Consider the following 15,790-nt stretch of genomic DNA (forward strand, 5'->3'; position numbering starts at 1 on the left):
GGCCGGAATGTCTGCAGTTACAGACATTCCCGAATCAGAGCTGCATTACGGAAGGAGCTGGTTGTTATGCAGGATGTCCAACAATTAGCGGGTTTATACCTCTTAAGACTTTATTTATCTAGTGCTCCTGAAAAAGAGATTGAAACGAATCTTTAGTCCCGATTATTGGTTTTGCAGAAATGTACCAAAGTTTAAAAAGCCCTGTTGGTTGGAGTGGAGGGCACGTAGACTCCTCATAAAATGCATGCTCATTTTCTTCGTGCGATGCAAGCACGCGGAAGATAATTTAAAGTCCTGCGGGATTGCAGCGGAAATGTTGAGACCCCGCAGCGCGCAAGCGTGAGGAGGCTCAACTCCGCCCCGCGGAAAGCGAAGTGCCTGGAGTGCAGATCAACAGCCTCAGTTATAGCGCAATCTAATAAAATCTTTTGATTTTAAATAGGAATAATGAGGTGCCATTTGCCACAAAATTATCAAAAACCCTGTTGATCGGAACGGAAGGCACGCAGACTCCTGCGGGATTGCAGCGGAAATGTTGAGACCCCGCAGCGCGCAAGCGCGAGGAGGCTCAACTCCGCCCCGCGGAAAGCGAAGTGCCTGGAGTGCAGATCAACAGCCTTGGTTATAGCGCAAATCTAATAAAATCTTTTTGATTTTAAATAGGATTAGAACTAGAAACCATTGTCTGGACTACCCTATTAAAGTCAGCAGGAGCTGCAAAACTCTCAACGCCCCTGTTGGTTGGAGTGGAGGGCATGCAGACTCCTGCGGGGAATAGCGGCAAAGCTGAGACCCCGCAGGAGCTTGCTCTGAGGAGGCTGAGCGCCGCCCCACGGAAAGCGAAGTGCCCGGAACGGAAACAAACAGCTCCATATTAAATAAAACACTATAAAAAAACAGGAAGAAGCACCCCCGCTCCTTCCCGTTCTTCAAACTCACTACTTCTGCCCCATTTTAAACCAAAAGCTCATTCGCCGCTTTCGTATACACACTAAACATATCACCCTTCAGCTCTTTTGCATCAATAAAAGAGCTAAAGCCGAAAGGAAAGAATAATCCGAAATCTTTCAGGATATGTACATTCTTCTGAAAGATGCCCTCATATCGGTTTTCCGGATCAGAAGATTCCAGGATAGAAATCAGCGTCTGCAGGCTGGCGATCACCTGAAATGCTTCCTTCAAAGTCCCGAAATATTCAAAATGCCTGGTAGAAGTATGCAGCACCTTCAGCTTTTCAAACTCTTTAATATCCTCATCTGAAAAATAAGCAGGAAAAATAGATGTATAAAAATAATCTACCAGTTCCCTGATCCTCTCTTCCTGGTTAGGAGTCGATGCAAAAACTACTTTCACTGAAAACCCACCTTTGTAATCCTTGTAATCATTTCGTAACATATAATCCTAGAATAACATATCAGCCGAATCTCTAAGGGTGGTAATTATACCCATAGAGACGGCATTTTTTTACATAGCCTAGGAAATCACGAATAAAGAAACCGCTTTTTTTTACATAAAAATATGTCTTTTGGCTTACCCGCTTACAATTATACAATATTGGAGCATACTGGGGAGATATGAATCGGCTGCCGGCATCCATTGCATGGAAACATTTTTCATGTATGATTTATATGTGAATTAACGGCTTACTATTATAGGAAAATACTGGCTGAAGGAGGGCTTTGTATCATTACGAAGAAAAAAGGTGAATGGTTTGAAATTATAATCCCCAGCCACTGGGAGGGCATGACGCTTGAGGAGCTTCTCCGCAGCCGCTGGAAGGCCCCTAAAAAGCAAATCCATTTGATGAGAATGGAAAAAAGCATATTAGTGGACGGCTCAGCTCCTGCCTGGACATCACCGCTTATTGAAGGCAGCAGGCTGGGGCTAAAGCTTTTTGCTGAAGAAGATTTCGGCGTAAAGCCTGCATACCATGAAATTGACGTGCTGTATGAGGATGATCATATGCTGATTCTCAACAAGCCTGCCGGCATGGATACTCACCCCAATGAGCCGATGCAGGAAGACACGCTTGCCAACGCAGCTGCCTTTCATCTCCTGGCCAAAGGGGAGTACCGCCAGGTCAAGCACATCCACCGCCTTGATAAAGATACAACCGGTGCTGTATTGTTCGCCAAGCATGCACTTGCAGGAGGCATGCTTGATCAGCTTCTTAAGGAAAGAAAAATCAAGCGGACCTATATCGCCATGGCGGACGGGGTCATTAAACAAAAAAAAGGGGTGATCCGCAAGCCCATTGGGCGGGACAGGCATCACCCTACAAGAAGGCGAGTTTCCCCAGGCGGTCAGGATGCGGTCACTCATTATGAAGTTGCTGCAATATTTCCAAGAGAGCAGCAGACCCTTGTATCCTGCCGGCTGGAAACAGGAAGGACCCATCAGATCAGGGTCCACTTCAGTGATATGGGCCACCCATTGACCGGGGACAGATTGTATGGCGGCAGCCCGGCCTTTCCGCGGCAGGCCCTTCATGCTGCCAAGCTGGAGGTTCCGCATCCCTTTACAGAGGAAGCAGTGGTCTGTTACGCACCTGTAACTGACTGCCCGGAAATGTTCAGAGGCTTTCAGCCGGAGGAGCTTTAAATCTTTCTGCAGAAGCAAATGAAGGATTCATGCTGAGCCACCTGAGACCCTCTTTACTGCAAAAAGCCTTACAGAGGGTTCCGGTCGTGCCGACTAAAACCCTCTGGACTCTTAATTGCCTTACAGAGGGCTCTAGTCCAGCTGACTAAGACCCTCTAGACTCTTAATTGCCTTACAGAGGGTTCTAGTCCAGCTGACTAAGACCCTCTGGACTCTTAATATCCCTGCAGAGGGTTCTAGTCCAGCTGACTAAGGCCCTCTAGACTCTTAATTGCCTTACAGAGGGTTCTAGTCCAGCTGACTAAGACCCTCTGGACTTTTAAAAGCCACACAGAGGGCTCTAGTCCAGCTGACTAAGACCCTCTGGACTCTTAATATCCCTGCAGAGGGTTCTAGTCCAGTTGAATCAACTCAGACCCTCTATCCACCTAAAAAACCAAACAAAAGATTCCACTACACCCTAGTGAAACAAATAGATAATCAAACACAAAAAAGCCCCTAAAAAGGGGCTTTCTTGTATTAGTCTGCTTTACGCATACCTTTCATGATCAAGCTTAGTACAAATACCAGAACAACAGCACCGATAATGGCAGGGATAATAGCAAAGTCAGCTACGACAGGACCCCAGTCGCCAAGAATCAATGTACCTAACCAAGCTCCAACGAAACCTGCGATAATATTACCGATTACGCCGCCCGGAATGTCTCTTCCTACGATCATGCCGGCAATCCACCCGATGATTCCACCAATAATTAATGCCCAAAGAAAACTTAACATAATTTCTCACTCCTAATTAGTTTTTTGTTTTGCAGAATTAAGTTTATAAAAGCATCAGCTGTTGCCAGCTGGCTCTAACAGATTGACTGGCGCAAAGCCTTCTTCATCTCCGGCCTTTACCGCCACTTTTACACGGACCGGATCACGGTCCAGCACTTCAAGTTCGGTTCCTTTTTCTACAAGCAGCGCATCCTTTTCTTCTTCCAGCTGTTTGATTCCATCGTAATCATTGATCTGGATGAAATCGTAGAGACTGTCATAGGCTTCTGGGGTCGCAGCGAGGTAAAAATCCTCCTCCGCTTTAACAGTATCCCCTTTTTCGACCATTTCTTGCTTAACAGTTTCTTTGCCTTCCTCTAATGCACCTTTAATCTTATCAATCGTATCAGGCGCATTTTCTTTAACATCATCAGCAGCCTCTTCGGTCTTCTCTTTGGCAGATTGAGCAACTTCCTCAGCTGACTGTTCCAGTTCATCAGCCGCCTGATTCAGTTCCTGCTCAGCTTCCTGCCCGTTGCTGCAGCCTATAAGAAATATTAAGATGGCAATAATCGGTACCGAATAGAGTTTTTTCAATCATCACCCTCCTTTTCGGTTTGTTGTTTGCTGCTTGTACAAATAAATTACCCCAGCTTCAAAATCTAAAACATGCGTCTTCTTTCCTTTATTTGCTAGGGTGAATTTTTACACAGCGGGAAAACAAGATAGTTGGTCTTGTCTCTGCGCCAAAATGTTCTAGAAAAACCGAAAGCGGCTGCTCCCGCTGCAGCCGCCCATTTTATATAAACGGCTTCCGCCGATATTGTAATTATCTTCTTCCCCTGGAAAACTTGTCCAAAACTGATTTTCTGCAAAGATTTTTTCTAAAACGAGCCCAATTTTCCACCAGCAGAATTTGTGCCTAACAAAAAAGAATCCTGTTCAACAGGATTCTTCTGCACGCTTTATTCTTCAAGCAGGAAATCGGCCTTCTCCCCTCCGTAAAAGTACAGCCGGTGGAGCGGCCTGGTCATTCCCACATATAGAAGCTTAATATCGATTTCTGAAGATGCATCATATTTTTCATGTATCGAAACAATGAATACTGCATCAAATTCCAGTCCTTTGGATAGATAGGAAGGGACAATTACGATTTCATCCTTCGGAATGCTTTCCCGTTCTGCAAGCAGACGGACTTTTTCATCAGTCTCTTCCTTGAAATAATCGAATAAAGTCTGGCAGTCCTTCATTGTTTTACCGATGACAGCAAAGTTCTTTAGCTGTTCTCCCCGCAGCTCCTTTACCTTTTCTGCAATTTGCCGCGCGAGCCCGGCTCCTTCTTCTCTTTCTATAAAAGACGGGCTCTCACCATGCCTGACAACAGGTTCCACCTGCGGAAAGGAGTAGGGCAGGAGCTTCAGCAGGCGGTTTGCTTTTTCCATGATTTCTATTGTCGTCCGATAGCTTTTCTGCAGCTCAGTATAGGTAGCACGCGGGAATATCTCGGTGAAGACCGGTTCCCAAGCCTTTAGCCCCCGATAAGAGTGGATTCCCTGAGCGAGATCTCCCACCAGCGTAAACATATCTGTATCACAGGCCTTTTTTAGAGCATATATCTCCATATAGCTGTAATCCTGGGCTTCATCAATGACAATATTTTTTGCCTTTAAATCTTTATCAACCCCGTAAAGCTCTGTCTGCAGATACAGAAGGGCAGCCAGATCTTCCCGTTCAACCTTCTTCTTGGAGAGAATGGAAAGTGAGTAGCTGCATAATTCTTCTGCTTCGCCTTTTGTCAGTTCATTCCCTGAAAAACGGACGATCCTTGACGGATCCTCGAAAAGCTCACGATAGTAATCCAGCGCCTTCTTTTTCGGAAACTGCTTCATATAGTCGGGCACAGCCCTTCTGATGCTCTTTTGGATCTCCTCCAGCCGCCCGGCTTTTTGATCAAGGGCATGCGAGACATATTCCCTTCTTTTATCCTGATCCTTGCCGCGGTATATGGCCCTGTCAATCCGGTCATCATAGTAGGCTTCAATTTTGGCGAGGATATTCTTTTTCTTCCTTTTCAAATCGCCTTGAAGGATGCTCTTAAGCTTTTCAAGCCTCCGGAAATAGGGAAGATAATGATAATCTTCATGAAAAAGCCTGATGAATTTCTTTCTGCTGAACAGGCGGAACTTATCCGCCATAAAGTCGTCAGAAGGATAAAAGGTATAAGAGATGCTCTTTAAGTACTGATCTAAAACGGTCTTGAACACCCGGGATCCCTTGATTTCTGAAACTCTGAGCCCGAATCCTTCTTCTTTTTCTTCAAGAAGCTGGATGAGCTTCCTGTCCTCTGCAATGGAGAAATTTCCGGATAGGCACTGCAGGACATACTCGGGAAACGTTGTCTGCCTGACTCTTTCCACACCTAGCTCAGGCAATGCTTCTGATATGTAGTCTATGAACAGCTGGCTCGGAGCCAGGATCATCAGCTGCTCCGGCAGGAAATTCTCTTTGTACTGATAGATGAAATAACTGATTCGGTGGAGGGCGATGGTTGTCTTTCCGCTTCCCGCTGCTCCCTGGACGATGATGGGCTTGTTCAGATCAGCCCTGATGATGCGGTTTTGCTCTTCCTGGATCGTTGAAATAATTTCAGTCAGCCGGCTGCTGGAGCTTTTGGCGAGGGAATCCTGAAGCAGTTCGTCGGTAGTGGTTAGATCGATGTCCCGGATTTCCTCCAGAATGCCATCCTCAATCATTAGCTGTCTTTTTAATGTCAGCTGGCCATCATAATTTTCACCGTAGGCCTCATATTCGACCCTTCCAAGCCTGCCTTCATAATAGAGATTGGCAATCGGGGACCTCCAGTCCACGATAATCTGCTCCTGGTTTTCCCTGGAATAGAGCGAGGTTTTTCCAATATACAGACTCTCCTTCTCTTCCTGGCCTTTATGCTGGTAATCAAGCCGGGCAAAATAAGGCTTTGGATGGGCATTTCGAAGGCTTGACAGCTCATCTTTGGACATTTCAAAAAAACGGGCGTTTGTCAAAATGGAGGAATAGCTTAAGCTTGATTCGAGCCAGTCCGTGTCCTGAAAGGCTTCTTTCATATTTTCCTTGAACTGGTCTTTGCTGGATTCAGCTGTTTTAATGACAGCCTCCATATATTTTCTGGTAAAATCGAGCCGTTCACTTTCCTTCTGATAATCGGGATGCTGGTCTGATGTCATATGTTTCTCCTTTCATTCCAATTCAGCCGCTTGAGAAAGAAGTTTATATGGGCTTGTAAGGAGCAGAAAGTTATATTATCAGAAAAGTCAACCACTTACAACACCTTTCTGTTTCAGCTGGAAAAAATGTAAATTCTCAGGATATTACCATATAAATTCTCAGCCAGTATAGTATTTATATTAAGTTTTTGTAAATTTTGAGCGAAATGCTACCTTATTCGACAAATTTCATATAAAATATTTTCGTTTGGGGGGTTTTTTGCTGGAGCTGAGGCAGGGAATCGCCACAAATTTTGGATGAAAGAGCTTCTTTAGCGGGATAGCGGGTATACTATGTAACTAACCGGAACAGCAATTTGCCATCCGCTTAAGCAGCTTTTGGTTCTAGGCATTTAACAAATGGGGGTTTAAATATGGTTTTCAAGAAGAAGGACAAGTTTGCAATTTTGTTGAGCAGCATCTCTTCCAACGTAAAAGAGGGAGCTCACTATTTTGCCGATTACAAATTGAAAAACGTCAGTGATCTGAAGATTTTTTCCGAAACGATGAAAGAGTATGAAACAAAAGGCGACACATTTGTCCACGAGGTCATCAAAGAACTTAATAATGCTTTTATCACTCCGATCGAGCGTGAAGATATCCTCCACCTTGCGATGAGCATGGATGATGTCCTTGATGGGATTGAACATTGTGCTGCCTTGTTTGAGATGTACTCGATTACACAGGCAGACGATTATATGCTTAAATTTGTTGATGCCATCCGCAGCTGTTCATTGGAAATCGAAAAGGCCGTAGAGCTGCTTTCAACCAAAAAGCTTCTTGATATCAGAGAGCATGCCATCAAAATCAAGGATTACGAATCAAAATGTGACGGGGTCCTGCGCCAGTCCATCAAGCACTTATTTTCAGTTGAAAAAGATCCGATCCGCATCATTCAATATAAAGAAATTTATGAAAACCTGGAAGACATCGCTGACAGCTGCCAGAATGTCGCCAACACTCTAGAAACCATCATCATGAAGAATGCGTAAGGAGCTTTCATAAATGGATTCCATATTCATCATAACCATACTGATTGTCATAGGGGCATTGGCCTTCGACTTTATTAACGGCTTCCATGATACAGCCAACGCCATTGCTACAGCCGTCTCAACGAAAGCACTGAAGCCAAGGCATGCCATTATTCTTGCCGCCACGATGAACTTTGTCGGGGCTATGACCTTTACAGGAGTAGCCAAGACCATTACAAAAGATATTGTTGATCCCTTCACTCTGCAGAACGGATCAATTGTCATCCTGGCAGCATTAATTGCTGCGATCTTTTGGAATTTGCTCACTTGGTATTACGGAATTCCGAGCAGTTCATCTCATGCGATTATCGGCTCCATTGCAGGCGCTGCGATAGCAGCAGCAGGATTCCAGGCCCTTAATTACGGGGGCTTCATGAAAATCATCCAGGCGCTGATTTTCTCTCCGCTCATCGCATTTGTTGTTGGATTCATCGTATATAGCATTTTTAAAATTGTTTTTAAACACAATAACCTGACTAAAACAAACAGGAATTTCCGCCTGTTCCAGATTTTCACTGCGGCCCTGCAGTCATACACACATGGTACGAACGATGCCCAGAAAGCAATGGGGATCATTACAATGGCGCTCATTGCCAATAACTATGTCACAACTGATGATATCCCGTTCTGGGTCCAGTTCTCCTGTGCCTTGGCAATGGGGCTTGGTACTTCAGTCGGCGGCTGGAAAATCATCAAGACTGTCGGCGGCAAGATCATGAAAATTCGCCCTATCAACGGTGTTGCAGCTGATTTGACCGGCGCAGCCATCATCTTCGGTGCAACGGCAATACACCTGCCGGTCAGTACAACCCATGTCATTTCTTCTTCCATTCTTGGAGTGGGATCAGCCCACCGCCTAAAAGGCGTTAAATGGGGCACGGCACAGCGGATGCTGATCACCTGGGTCATCACCCTGCCGATTTCCGCTACGATTGCAGGTCTTGTGTACTTATTGCTGAATGCAATTTTCTAAACAAACAGCAAAAAAGCTATTGGAGCCAATCTCCAATAGCTTTTTTTTCATCCCAGATGCTTTTTCTGGAAGCGGGCTATGTTCTCATATTCGCCTTCAAGTGCTCTGGATAGGCGGATGAAGACCGGGAGCAGCTCCTGGTAAACAGCTGCATTCTCTGGATTCGGCTTATGGCTGAAGGTATCCCCCACCATGCCTGACACAATGCTCAGATCCTCGATTTCACCGACGGCATACAAGCCCAGGATGGCAGCGCCCAGGCAGGAGCTTTCATAGCTCTCAGGCACGACGACCTCCTGATTGAAAATATCAGCCATCATCTGCCTCCACAGCTCAGATCTTGCAAATCCGCCTGTCGCCTGGATTTTCTTCGGCTCCCCGATCAGTTCCTCCAGGGCCAGCAGGACGGTGAACAGATTATAAATAACCCCCTCAAGAACAGAGCGGATCATATGCTCTTTTTTATGGTGAAGACTGAGTCCGAAAAACGAACCTCTTGCATTGCTGTTCCATAACGGTGCTCTTTCGCCTGTCATATATGGATGGAAGATAAGGCCGTCCGCGCCGGGGCGGACCGCAGCCGCAATCTTTGTCAGCACATCATAGGCATCCATTCCCAGCCTCTTGGCAGTCTCCACCTCGGAGGCAGCAAGTTCGTCCCGGACCCAGCGGAAAATCATGCCGCCATTATTGACCGGTCCTCCTATCACCCAATGCTTTTCAGTGAGCGCATAGCAGAAAATCCTTCCTTTCGGATCTGTCACAGGCCTATCGGTCACAGCCCGGATGGCTCCGCTTGTTCCGATTGTAACAGCTACGACGCCTGGATCGATCGCGTTGACTCCAAGATTTGATAGTACCCCGTCGCTCGCTCCCGCTACAAAAGGCACCGAGGCATCAAGTCCTGTCAGCTTCTGATATTCCTCTTTCAGGCCTTTCAGAGTATAGGTTGTCGGGACCGGCTCTGAAAGCTTATCCCCCTGAATTCCGGCTACCTCCAGCGCTTCAGCATCCCACGACAGATCTTTTAGATTGAACATGCCTGTTGCAGACGCAATGGAATAATCGACAATATACTCGCCAAAGAATTTGAAGAATACATATTCCTTGATTGAGATAAATTTCGCCGCCTGATTATAGATTTCTTTCTCCTCATTTTTCATCCAGAGCAGTTTGGATAATGGTGACATAGGATGGATAGGTGTACCTGTCCTCAAGTAGATTTCATGGCCGTTCAGGTCGCGTTTGATTTTCTCGGCCCATCCGGCGCTCCTGTTATCCGCCCATGTGATGCTTTTGGTCAGGGGTATCCCATCCCCATCCACAGCAATGACGCTGTGCATGGCAGAACTGAAGCTCACGCACAGCAGGTCGGCTGAACTGATGCCCCCTTCTTCCATGCAGGCTTTTAGGGTGCCGGCCACAGCTGCCAGGATGATATCCGGATCCTGCTCTGCAGCCGAGGGGCTTGGCGTATGTAAAGGATAGCCGATGGAATGCTTGGCAGCCACCTTGCCTTCTTTATTAAAAAGGACAGACTTTGTGCTCGTCGTCCCGATGTCCACTCCTAGCATATATTTTTCAGCTGTCATATGAACCTCTCCAATCTTTTAAAGCTCTCTTTTTAAGTTTACAACGAATCAAAAATAACATACACCGATATGGATCCCTCCCGGGGCAGCAGGTCCGGAAAGCAGAAGAAGGAAGCGCTCCCGCTCCCTTTTTCCTTTATATTTATCTGCCTCTGTTTAAGAAATGAAGAATCCGATTATAAATACAACCAGGAATCCGACAATGGCAATCAAGCTTTCCATGACAGTCCAGGACTTCAGCGTGTCCTTAACATCAAGGCCGAAGTAGCGGTTAACAAGCCAGAACCCTGAGTCGTTGACATGCGAGAAAATGGTTGCGCCTGCCGCGATAGAGATTACAATCAATCCAAGGACCGGCCCTTCCAGTCCCATGATTTCAATAAGCGGGGCAATAAGGCCTGCTGCTGTTACCATCGCTACCGTTGCCGAACCCTGGGCCACACGCACAAATGTAGCAATCAGGAATGCGAGCAGGATCGGCGGCAGTGATGAAGAAGCCATCATATCCCCAAGAACCTGTCCAACGCCTGAATCAATCAGAACCTGTTTGAAGACACCGCCGGCACCGGTTACAAGGATGATGATCCCGGCTGGCTCAAGAGATTTTGTCGCAATATCCTGTACCTCCTGACGGGAGTAGCCGCGCTTCGTCCCAAGGAAATAGAATGCCAGCAGTGTAGCCAGCGTCAGAGCAACAAATGGATGTCCCATGAAAGTGAATACGGCACGCAAGCCGTTCCCTTCATCAAGTACAACACCGGACACTGTATTAATTAAAATCAGTACAAGCGGGATGAAGATGATGCTTGCAATCATTCCAAAGCTTGGAAGTTCCCTATCATATTCTTTTTCTTCAATATTCATATATTCCGGAATGGTGACATGAATCCTTTTGGCAATAAATTTACCGAACAGCGGACCAGCGATGATCATGGAAGGTATACCTGCTAAAATACCAAACAGGATCACCCAGCCCAAGTCTGCACCAATCAGGTCAGCTACCGCGATTGGGCCCGGAGTGGGCGGAATGAAGCTGTGTGTGACAGCCAATCCGGCCAGCAGCGGTATCCCGTAGTATAGAAGGGATTTACCAGTTTTCTTGGCAAGCCCGTAGACAATCGGCACAAGGATAATGAAGCCGACATCAAAGAATACTGGTATGGCTACAATGAAGCCCGTGATGCCCAGGGCCCACTGTGCTTTATCTTCCCCGAATTTCTTGATCATCGTCTGTGCCAGGCGCTCAGCACCGCCGGAAACCTCGAGCATCCGGCCGAACATAGCCCCGAGCCCGACTACGACAGCCACAAACCCGAGGGTTCCCCCCATGCCATTCTGGACAGATTCGATGACGCCTCCAAGCGGCATTCCTGCAGCAATCCCTACAAGCAGGCTGACAAGGAGCAATGCGACGAAAGCATGGAGCTTGGTTTTCATTACAAGAAACAGCAGCAGGAAGATTCCTGCCATTGCTACTAAAATAAGCATTGAACCAGACATTTTTGTTCCTCCCCTATTAAACGCTTACATTTTGATTTCTAATAATTTGGCAGAATACGAAATAATTTTCTTCTTTATCTATTAACCAACGAAAAAAAATTCTTTCGCCTTATGTTTTTATTATATAAAATATTTTTCTAATTGCAACCGTTTTCAAAGAAAATTTTTTCTTTTATAATAGTACTATAGAAAAATTTGATAGGGAGTGCATCAATGGAAACTCTTTATTGCTTTGCCCGCATTAAAACCCATTATTCCAAATTCAGTGATAAAGAAAAAAGAATTGCTGACTATATTTTGGACAACCCCGAAAAAATAGTCCACAGCTCCATCAATCAGCTGGCAGATGATTTAGGGATTGCAGATTCAACGGTTTTCCGCTTCTGCAAAAGGATTGGCTTCAAAGGCTATCAGGCGCTGAAAATAGCCCTTGCCTCTGAGATTGTCGCACCGATAAAGGATATCCATGAGACGATCCAGGAGGAGGATGACATTCTTACGGTCTCGGAAAAAGTGTTCCGCTCAAACATCAATACATTGGAGGATACCTTGAAGCTGATAAGAGGAGGCGCTTTTGAAATGGCTGTGGAAGCAATCCTGCAGGCGGAAAAGGTTGAGTTTTTCGGAAGCGGGGGCTCAGGAATCATTGCCCAGGATGCCTACCACAAATTCATCCGGACCGGACTTACCGTTCATGCCAACAGTGATTCCCATTTGCAGCTCATGTCAGCTTCCCAGCTTTCCGATAAAGATACGGCCGTGTTCATTTCCCATTCAGGGGCAACGAAGGATATGATCGGAGTGCTGAAGGTGGCCAAGGAAAACGGCGCCAGGACGATCAGCATCACCAACTTTGCCAAAACCCCGCTGACCCAGCAGGCCGACATCGCCCTTTACACGGTTGCTGAAGAAACAGACTACCGCTCAGAGGCCCTGTCATCCCGCATTGCCCAGCTGAGCATCATTGACGCCTTATATGTAAACGTCATGATCGCCCGCAAAGATGAAGGAAAGCAGGCACTTCGGAAAATGAGAAATGCCATCTCTTCAAAACGGATTTAACCCCGAAAATGAAAACGCTTTATATGCTGCGTATTTCAGGTACGGCTGTGAACAGCAAAATTCACAGCATAACCAGCAAAAAAAAGACTGCAGACATTCAATTTTCATTGAATTTATCTGCAGTCTTCAGATCCTGCTTAGGCAGGATCATTTTTTATTATTCGCCGCTTTTTACGACCGCATGGCCGCCGAATTCATTCCTGAGTGCTGCCACTACCTTACCGTGGAATGTATCATCCTCAAGTGAGCGATAGCGCATGAACTGGGACATCGCAATAACCGGGGCAGACGCCTGGAAGTCAAGTGCTGCCTCTACTGTCCATTTGCCTTCGCCTGAAGAATTCATGACACCTCTGATGCCTTCAAGCTTAGGATCTTTGCTGAACGCATTCTCCAGAAGCTCAGACAGCCATGAACGGATGACAGAACCATTATTCCATACACGCGATACTTCTTTGTAGTCATAGTCGAAATTGCTTTTTTCAAGAATTTCAAAGCCTTCGGCAAAAGCTTGCATCATTCCGTACTCAATGCCATTGTGGACCATTTTCAGGAAGTGGCCGCTGCCGCGCTTTCCAGAGTAAAGATAGCCGTTTGGAACAGAAATATCAGCAAACAGCTGCTCAACCTGGCTGAAAGCTTCTTTGTCGCCGCCAATCATCGTGCAGACGCCATGGCGTGCACCTTCCTGGCCGCCGCTTGTTCCGCAGTCGATATAATGGATGCCCTTCTCTGCCAGCTCATCTCCGCGGCGCAGAGTTTCCTTGTAGTTGGAGTTTCCGCCGTCAATGATGATATCTCCTTCTGTCAGCACGGCTGCTGCACTGCTCAGAACCTTTTCTGTGATGTCGCCAGCAGGCACCATCATCCAGATGACCTTAGGAGAAGGGAGCTTTGCTGCAAGCTCTTCTATCGAAGCTGCCGTCGCGACGCCTTCTGCCGAAATCTTTTCCATTGCTTCTGTATTTACATCATTAGCCACCACTTCATGGCCTTTGTCTCTCATATTAAGGGCAAGATTATATCCCATTTTGCCCAGTCCGATTATACCTAGCTTCACGTTTCTTCCTCCTATGTACAGCATAAGCCTTTGATTAAAATCCTTTTCAACTATAACATTTTATCTCCAAAAATCAATCACTACAACCTCTGCCCAATTACCTTATTCATGCCCTATTTCTGCTGGATTATTTTATAGCCCTTTTAAATCTGCTGAATGCACAGCCCGCTCCAGCTGAGATGCCATTTTTTCTTTATTATCCTCTGGCGGTATATTTCCCTTTTCTCTTCATTCTCCAGGAAAAAACTGGTCGGCCTGACCACTCCGCTGACGGCATCTTCCACTCCCCAGGGGGCACCCAATTTAAGGCGGCCCTGATCCAGGGTAACAGCAAGCGCAGTTGCTGTTTCAGGAAATTTGGAAACAGCATCAATAGAAGAAGCGTAAGGAGGCATCCCGTTCCGGACAGCCATCCTTGCCTGATTTTTCACGGACCATGGAACACCGGGCAGCAGCCTCCCCAGCAGCTGTTCAGCCTCCTTTTCAGAAGCTTCACCAGTATTTTCTTTATCGAAATATATGACATCGATATCCGGGAGAGGCGTTCTCTCCCGGATATCATGCAAAACATCCCATATCTTAGAGCGGACAAACCCGGCACAAATCCACCAGTCCGGCAGCCCGGCAGCTTCAGCCGCTTTCAGGATGTCCATCATCCAGCCGTCCTCCTGAATGGCCTTTACTATATCTTCTTCACTGTTTAATTCCATACACTCACTCCCCGGCAGCATGTCCCTTCAGACAGTTTTCCTTTCAATCAGGGCTGCTTCTGCCTCCATCTGTTTTACCTGTCCGCTCGTGAGCTTTTCGAGGAACAGCCTGAAAGCTGTTTTGCCCATTTCGTTTACAGGCAGATCCATCGTTGTAATCTGCAAAGCCCTGGAAATCGGATGATTATCAAAGCTTAAAACAGCAAGATCACCTGGTATCCTGAGTCCCAGCTTGCTCCATTCCGCAATGATGCCGGCTGCCACCTGATCGCTGCTGACGAGCAGCGCGTCCGGCCTCTCTGCCATCCCATAAAGCTGCCTGGCCACCCTTTCGCCATCCTCAATGCCCAGGCATCTGTCAAAAATCCAATCTTCTGTAACGGCGATATTCTGTTCTGCCAGTCCTTCAGAGAATGCCTGATAACGGAGGTTGCTGTTTGTGCCGGTTCTCCTGGCAATGCAATAGCCGATTCTCCTATACCCTTTAGACAGCAGATGATCGAGCCCCTGGCGAAACGCTTTATAATGGTCGATAAAGACAGCACTGACAGAAGGATGGTCCAGCTTTTCACAAATGACTGCAGGCATGCTGAGGCAGTACTCCTCCATTTTGCTCCAGCTGCTTTTCCGGGAAAGAATGATCATCCCATCAACCATCCTCATTTTCATCTTTGCGAGTGCCTCTATTTCTTTATCAGGATCATAGGCAGTCTGAAAAAGATGAAGCCCATACTCATGCTTTAACGCTTCCTCTCCAATTCCTTCCAGAAGGGAAGAAAAATAAGGATGATTCACATATGGCAGCATAACCCCTACCGTCTTGGTCTTCCCTCTTGACAGATGGACTGCATTGATATTCTGGATATAATCAAGTTTTTCAATGGCCTGCATGACGGCCAGCCGCTTTTCTTCAGCCACATAAGGATGCTTATTAAGCACCCTGGAAACTGTTGACACAGACACGTTTGCCAGTTTGGCAATTTCTCTGATATTCGCCATCCCCTGACCTCCTTGCTTATCAGCATTATAGCATGCTGCATTTTCACTTGCGCTGGAACGCATTTCATACTTTATGCTCCTCTTAGGGTTTGAGAAATTCAGGAAGGAGGATGCCGGATGCTAGGGATTTTATGCCTGCTGTTCCTATGCGCTTCAATAATATCAGCTGCTGCCTATAGCTTAAGCCTGAGAAAAGGCAGCAGCAAGGATCATGAAAAATAACATGAGCAGCATAACAGAAAT

At 46.4% G+C, this 15,790-nt stretch carries 13 protein-coding genes; 4 read left to right on the forward strand and 9 right to left on the reverse strand.

Annotation, left to right across the window (positions count from 1 at the left end; translation table 11 throughout):
- Positions 1-954: 954 nt before the first annotated feature.
- The gene (locus ABU165_RS12370) at positions 955-1,353 is read right to left on the reverse strand and encodes a YhcU family protein (RefSeq protein WP_022543532.1); all 399 of its coding nucleotides are present in this window, start codon (positions 1,351-1,353) and stop codon (positions 955-957) included.
- A gap of 390 nt (positions 1,354-1,743) precedes the next feature.
- On the opposite strand from ABU165_RS12370, the gene ABU165_RS12375 reads away from it, so the two are divergent.
- Positions 1,744-2,601 carry an RluA family pseudouridine synthase gene (locus ABU165_RS12375; protein ID WP_009795057.1) on the forward strand — a complete coding sequence of 286 codons (858 nt, stop codon included), beginning with the start codon at positions 1,744-1,746 and terminating at the stop codon, positions 2,599-2,601.
- Between the two features lie 519 nt (positions 2,602-3,120).
- Here ABU165_RS12375 and ABU165_RS12380 read toward each other — a convergent pair.
- The 3 genes from ABU165_RS12380 to helD all read right to left on the reverse strand — a co-directional run bounded on the left by ABU165_RS12380 (position 3,121) and on the right by helD (position 6,581).
- Positions 3,121-3,378, reverse strand: coding sequence for a GlsB/YeaQ/YmgE family stress response membrane protein (locus ABU165_RS12380; RefSeq protein ID WP_009795056.1), 258 nt, complete (start codon positions 3,376-3,378; stop codon positions 3,121-3,123).
- 54 nt (positions 3,379-3,432) lie between these two features.
- Positions 3,433-3,954, reverse strand: a complete 522-nt coding sequence (locus ABU165_RS12385) for a YtxH domain-containing protein (protein WP_009795055.1) — start codon at positions 3,952-3,954, stop codon at positions 3,433-3,435.
- 368 nt (positions 3,955-4,322) lie between these two features.
- Positions 4,323-6,581, reverse strand: coding sequence for an RNA polymerase recycling motor HelD (gene helD / locus ABU165_RS12390; RefSeq protein WP_318060185.1), 2,259 nt, complete (start codon positions 6,579-6,581; stop codon positions 4,323-4,325).
- A gap of 413 nt (positions 6,582-6,994) precedes the next feature.
- Between helD and ABU165_RS12395 the strand changes: the two genes are divergently transcribed.
- Positions 6,995-7,612, forward strand: coding sequence for a DUF47 domain-containing protein (locus ABU165_RS12395; RefSeq protein ID WP_009795051.1), 618 nt, complete (start codon positions 6,995-6,997; stop codon positions 7,610-7,612).
- A gap of 13 nt (positions 7,613-7,625) precedes the next feature.
- On the forward strand, positions 7,626-8,624 hold the full coding sequence (locus tag ABU165_RS12400) for an inorganic phosphate transporter (RefSeq protein WP_009795050.1): 999 nt from the start codon (positions 7,626-7,628) through the stop codon (positions 8,622-8,624).
- 47 nt (positions 8,625-8,671) lie between these two features.
- On the opposite strand, the gene gntK is transcribed toward ABU165_RS12400, so the two are convergent.
- The gene (gntK, locus tag ABU165_RS12405; RefSeq protein ID WP_224949877.1) at positions 8,672-10,216 is read right to left on the reverse strand and encodes a gluconokinase; all 1,545 of its coding nucleotides are present in this window, start codon (positions 10,214-10,216) and stop codon (positions 8,672-8,674) included.
- Between the two features lie 156 nt (positions 10,217-10,372).
- Entirely contained in the window at positions 10,373-11,716 is a 1,344-nt protein-coding gene (locus ABU165_RS12410) for a GntP family permease (RefSeq protein WP_022543531.1), read from the reverse strand.
- Between the two features lie 213 nt (positions 11,717-11,929).
- Here ABU165_RS12410 and ABU165_RS12415 point away from each other — a divergent pair, with 213 nt between their 5' ends.
- Complete coding sequence (locus ABU165_RS12415) at positions 11,930-12,778, forward strand: MurR/RpiR family transcriptional regulator (protein ID WP_009795046.1); 849 nt, start codon at positions 11,930-11,932, stop codon at positions 12,776-12,778.
- A 157-nt stretch (positions 12,779-12,935) separates the two neighbouring features.
- Here ABU165_RS12415 and gnd read toward each other — a convergent pair whose 3' ends face one another.
- From gnd to ABU165_RS12430, 3 genes are all read right to left on the reverse strand, one after another.
- The gene (gene gnd / locus ABU165_RS12420; RefSeq protein ID WP_263625375.1) at positions 12,936-13,862 is read right to left on the reverse strand and encodes a phosphogluconate dehydrogenase (NAD(+)-dependent, decarboxylating); all 927 of its coding nucleotides are present in this window, start codon (positions 13,860-13,862) and stop codon (positions 12,936-12,938) included.
- A gap of 119 nt (positions 13,863-13,981) precedes the next feature.
- On the reverse strand, positions 13,982-14,548 hold the full coding sequence (locus ABU165_RS12425) for a nucleotidyltransferase family protein (RefSeq protein ID WP_101551068.1): 567 nt from the start codon (positions 14,546-14,548) through the stop codon (positions 13,982-13,984).
- Between the two features lie 27 nt (positions 14,549-14,575).
- A complete protein-coding gene (locus ABU165_RS12430) occupies positions 14,576-15,547 on the reverse strand; it encodes a LacI family DNA-binding transcriptional regulator (RefSeq protein WP_318060184.1) in 972 nt (323 codons plus the stop codon).
- Positions 15,548-15,790 lie beyond the last annotated feature (243 nt).

The organism is Cytobacillus sp. T106 (assembly GCF_040492155.1).
GTDB classification, from domain to species: domain Bacteria; phylum Bacillota; class Bacilli; order Bacillales; family Cytobacillaceae; genus Bacillus_AB; species Bacillus_AB infantis.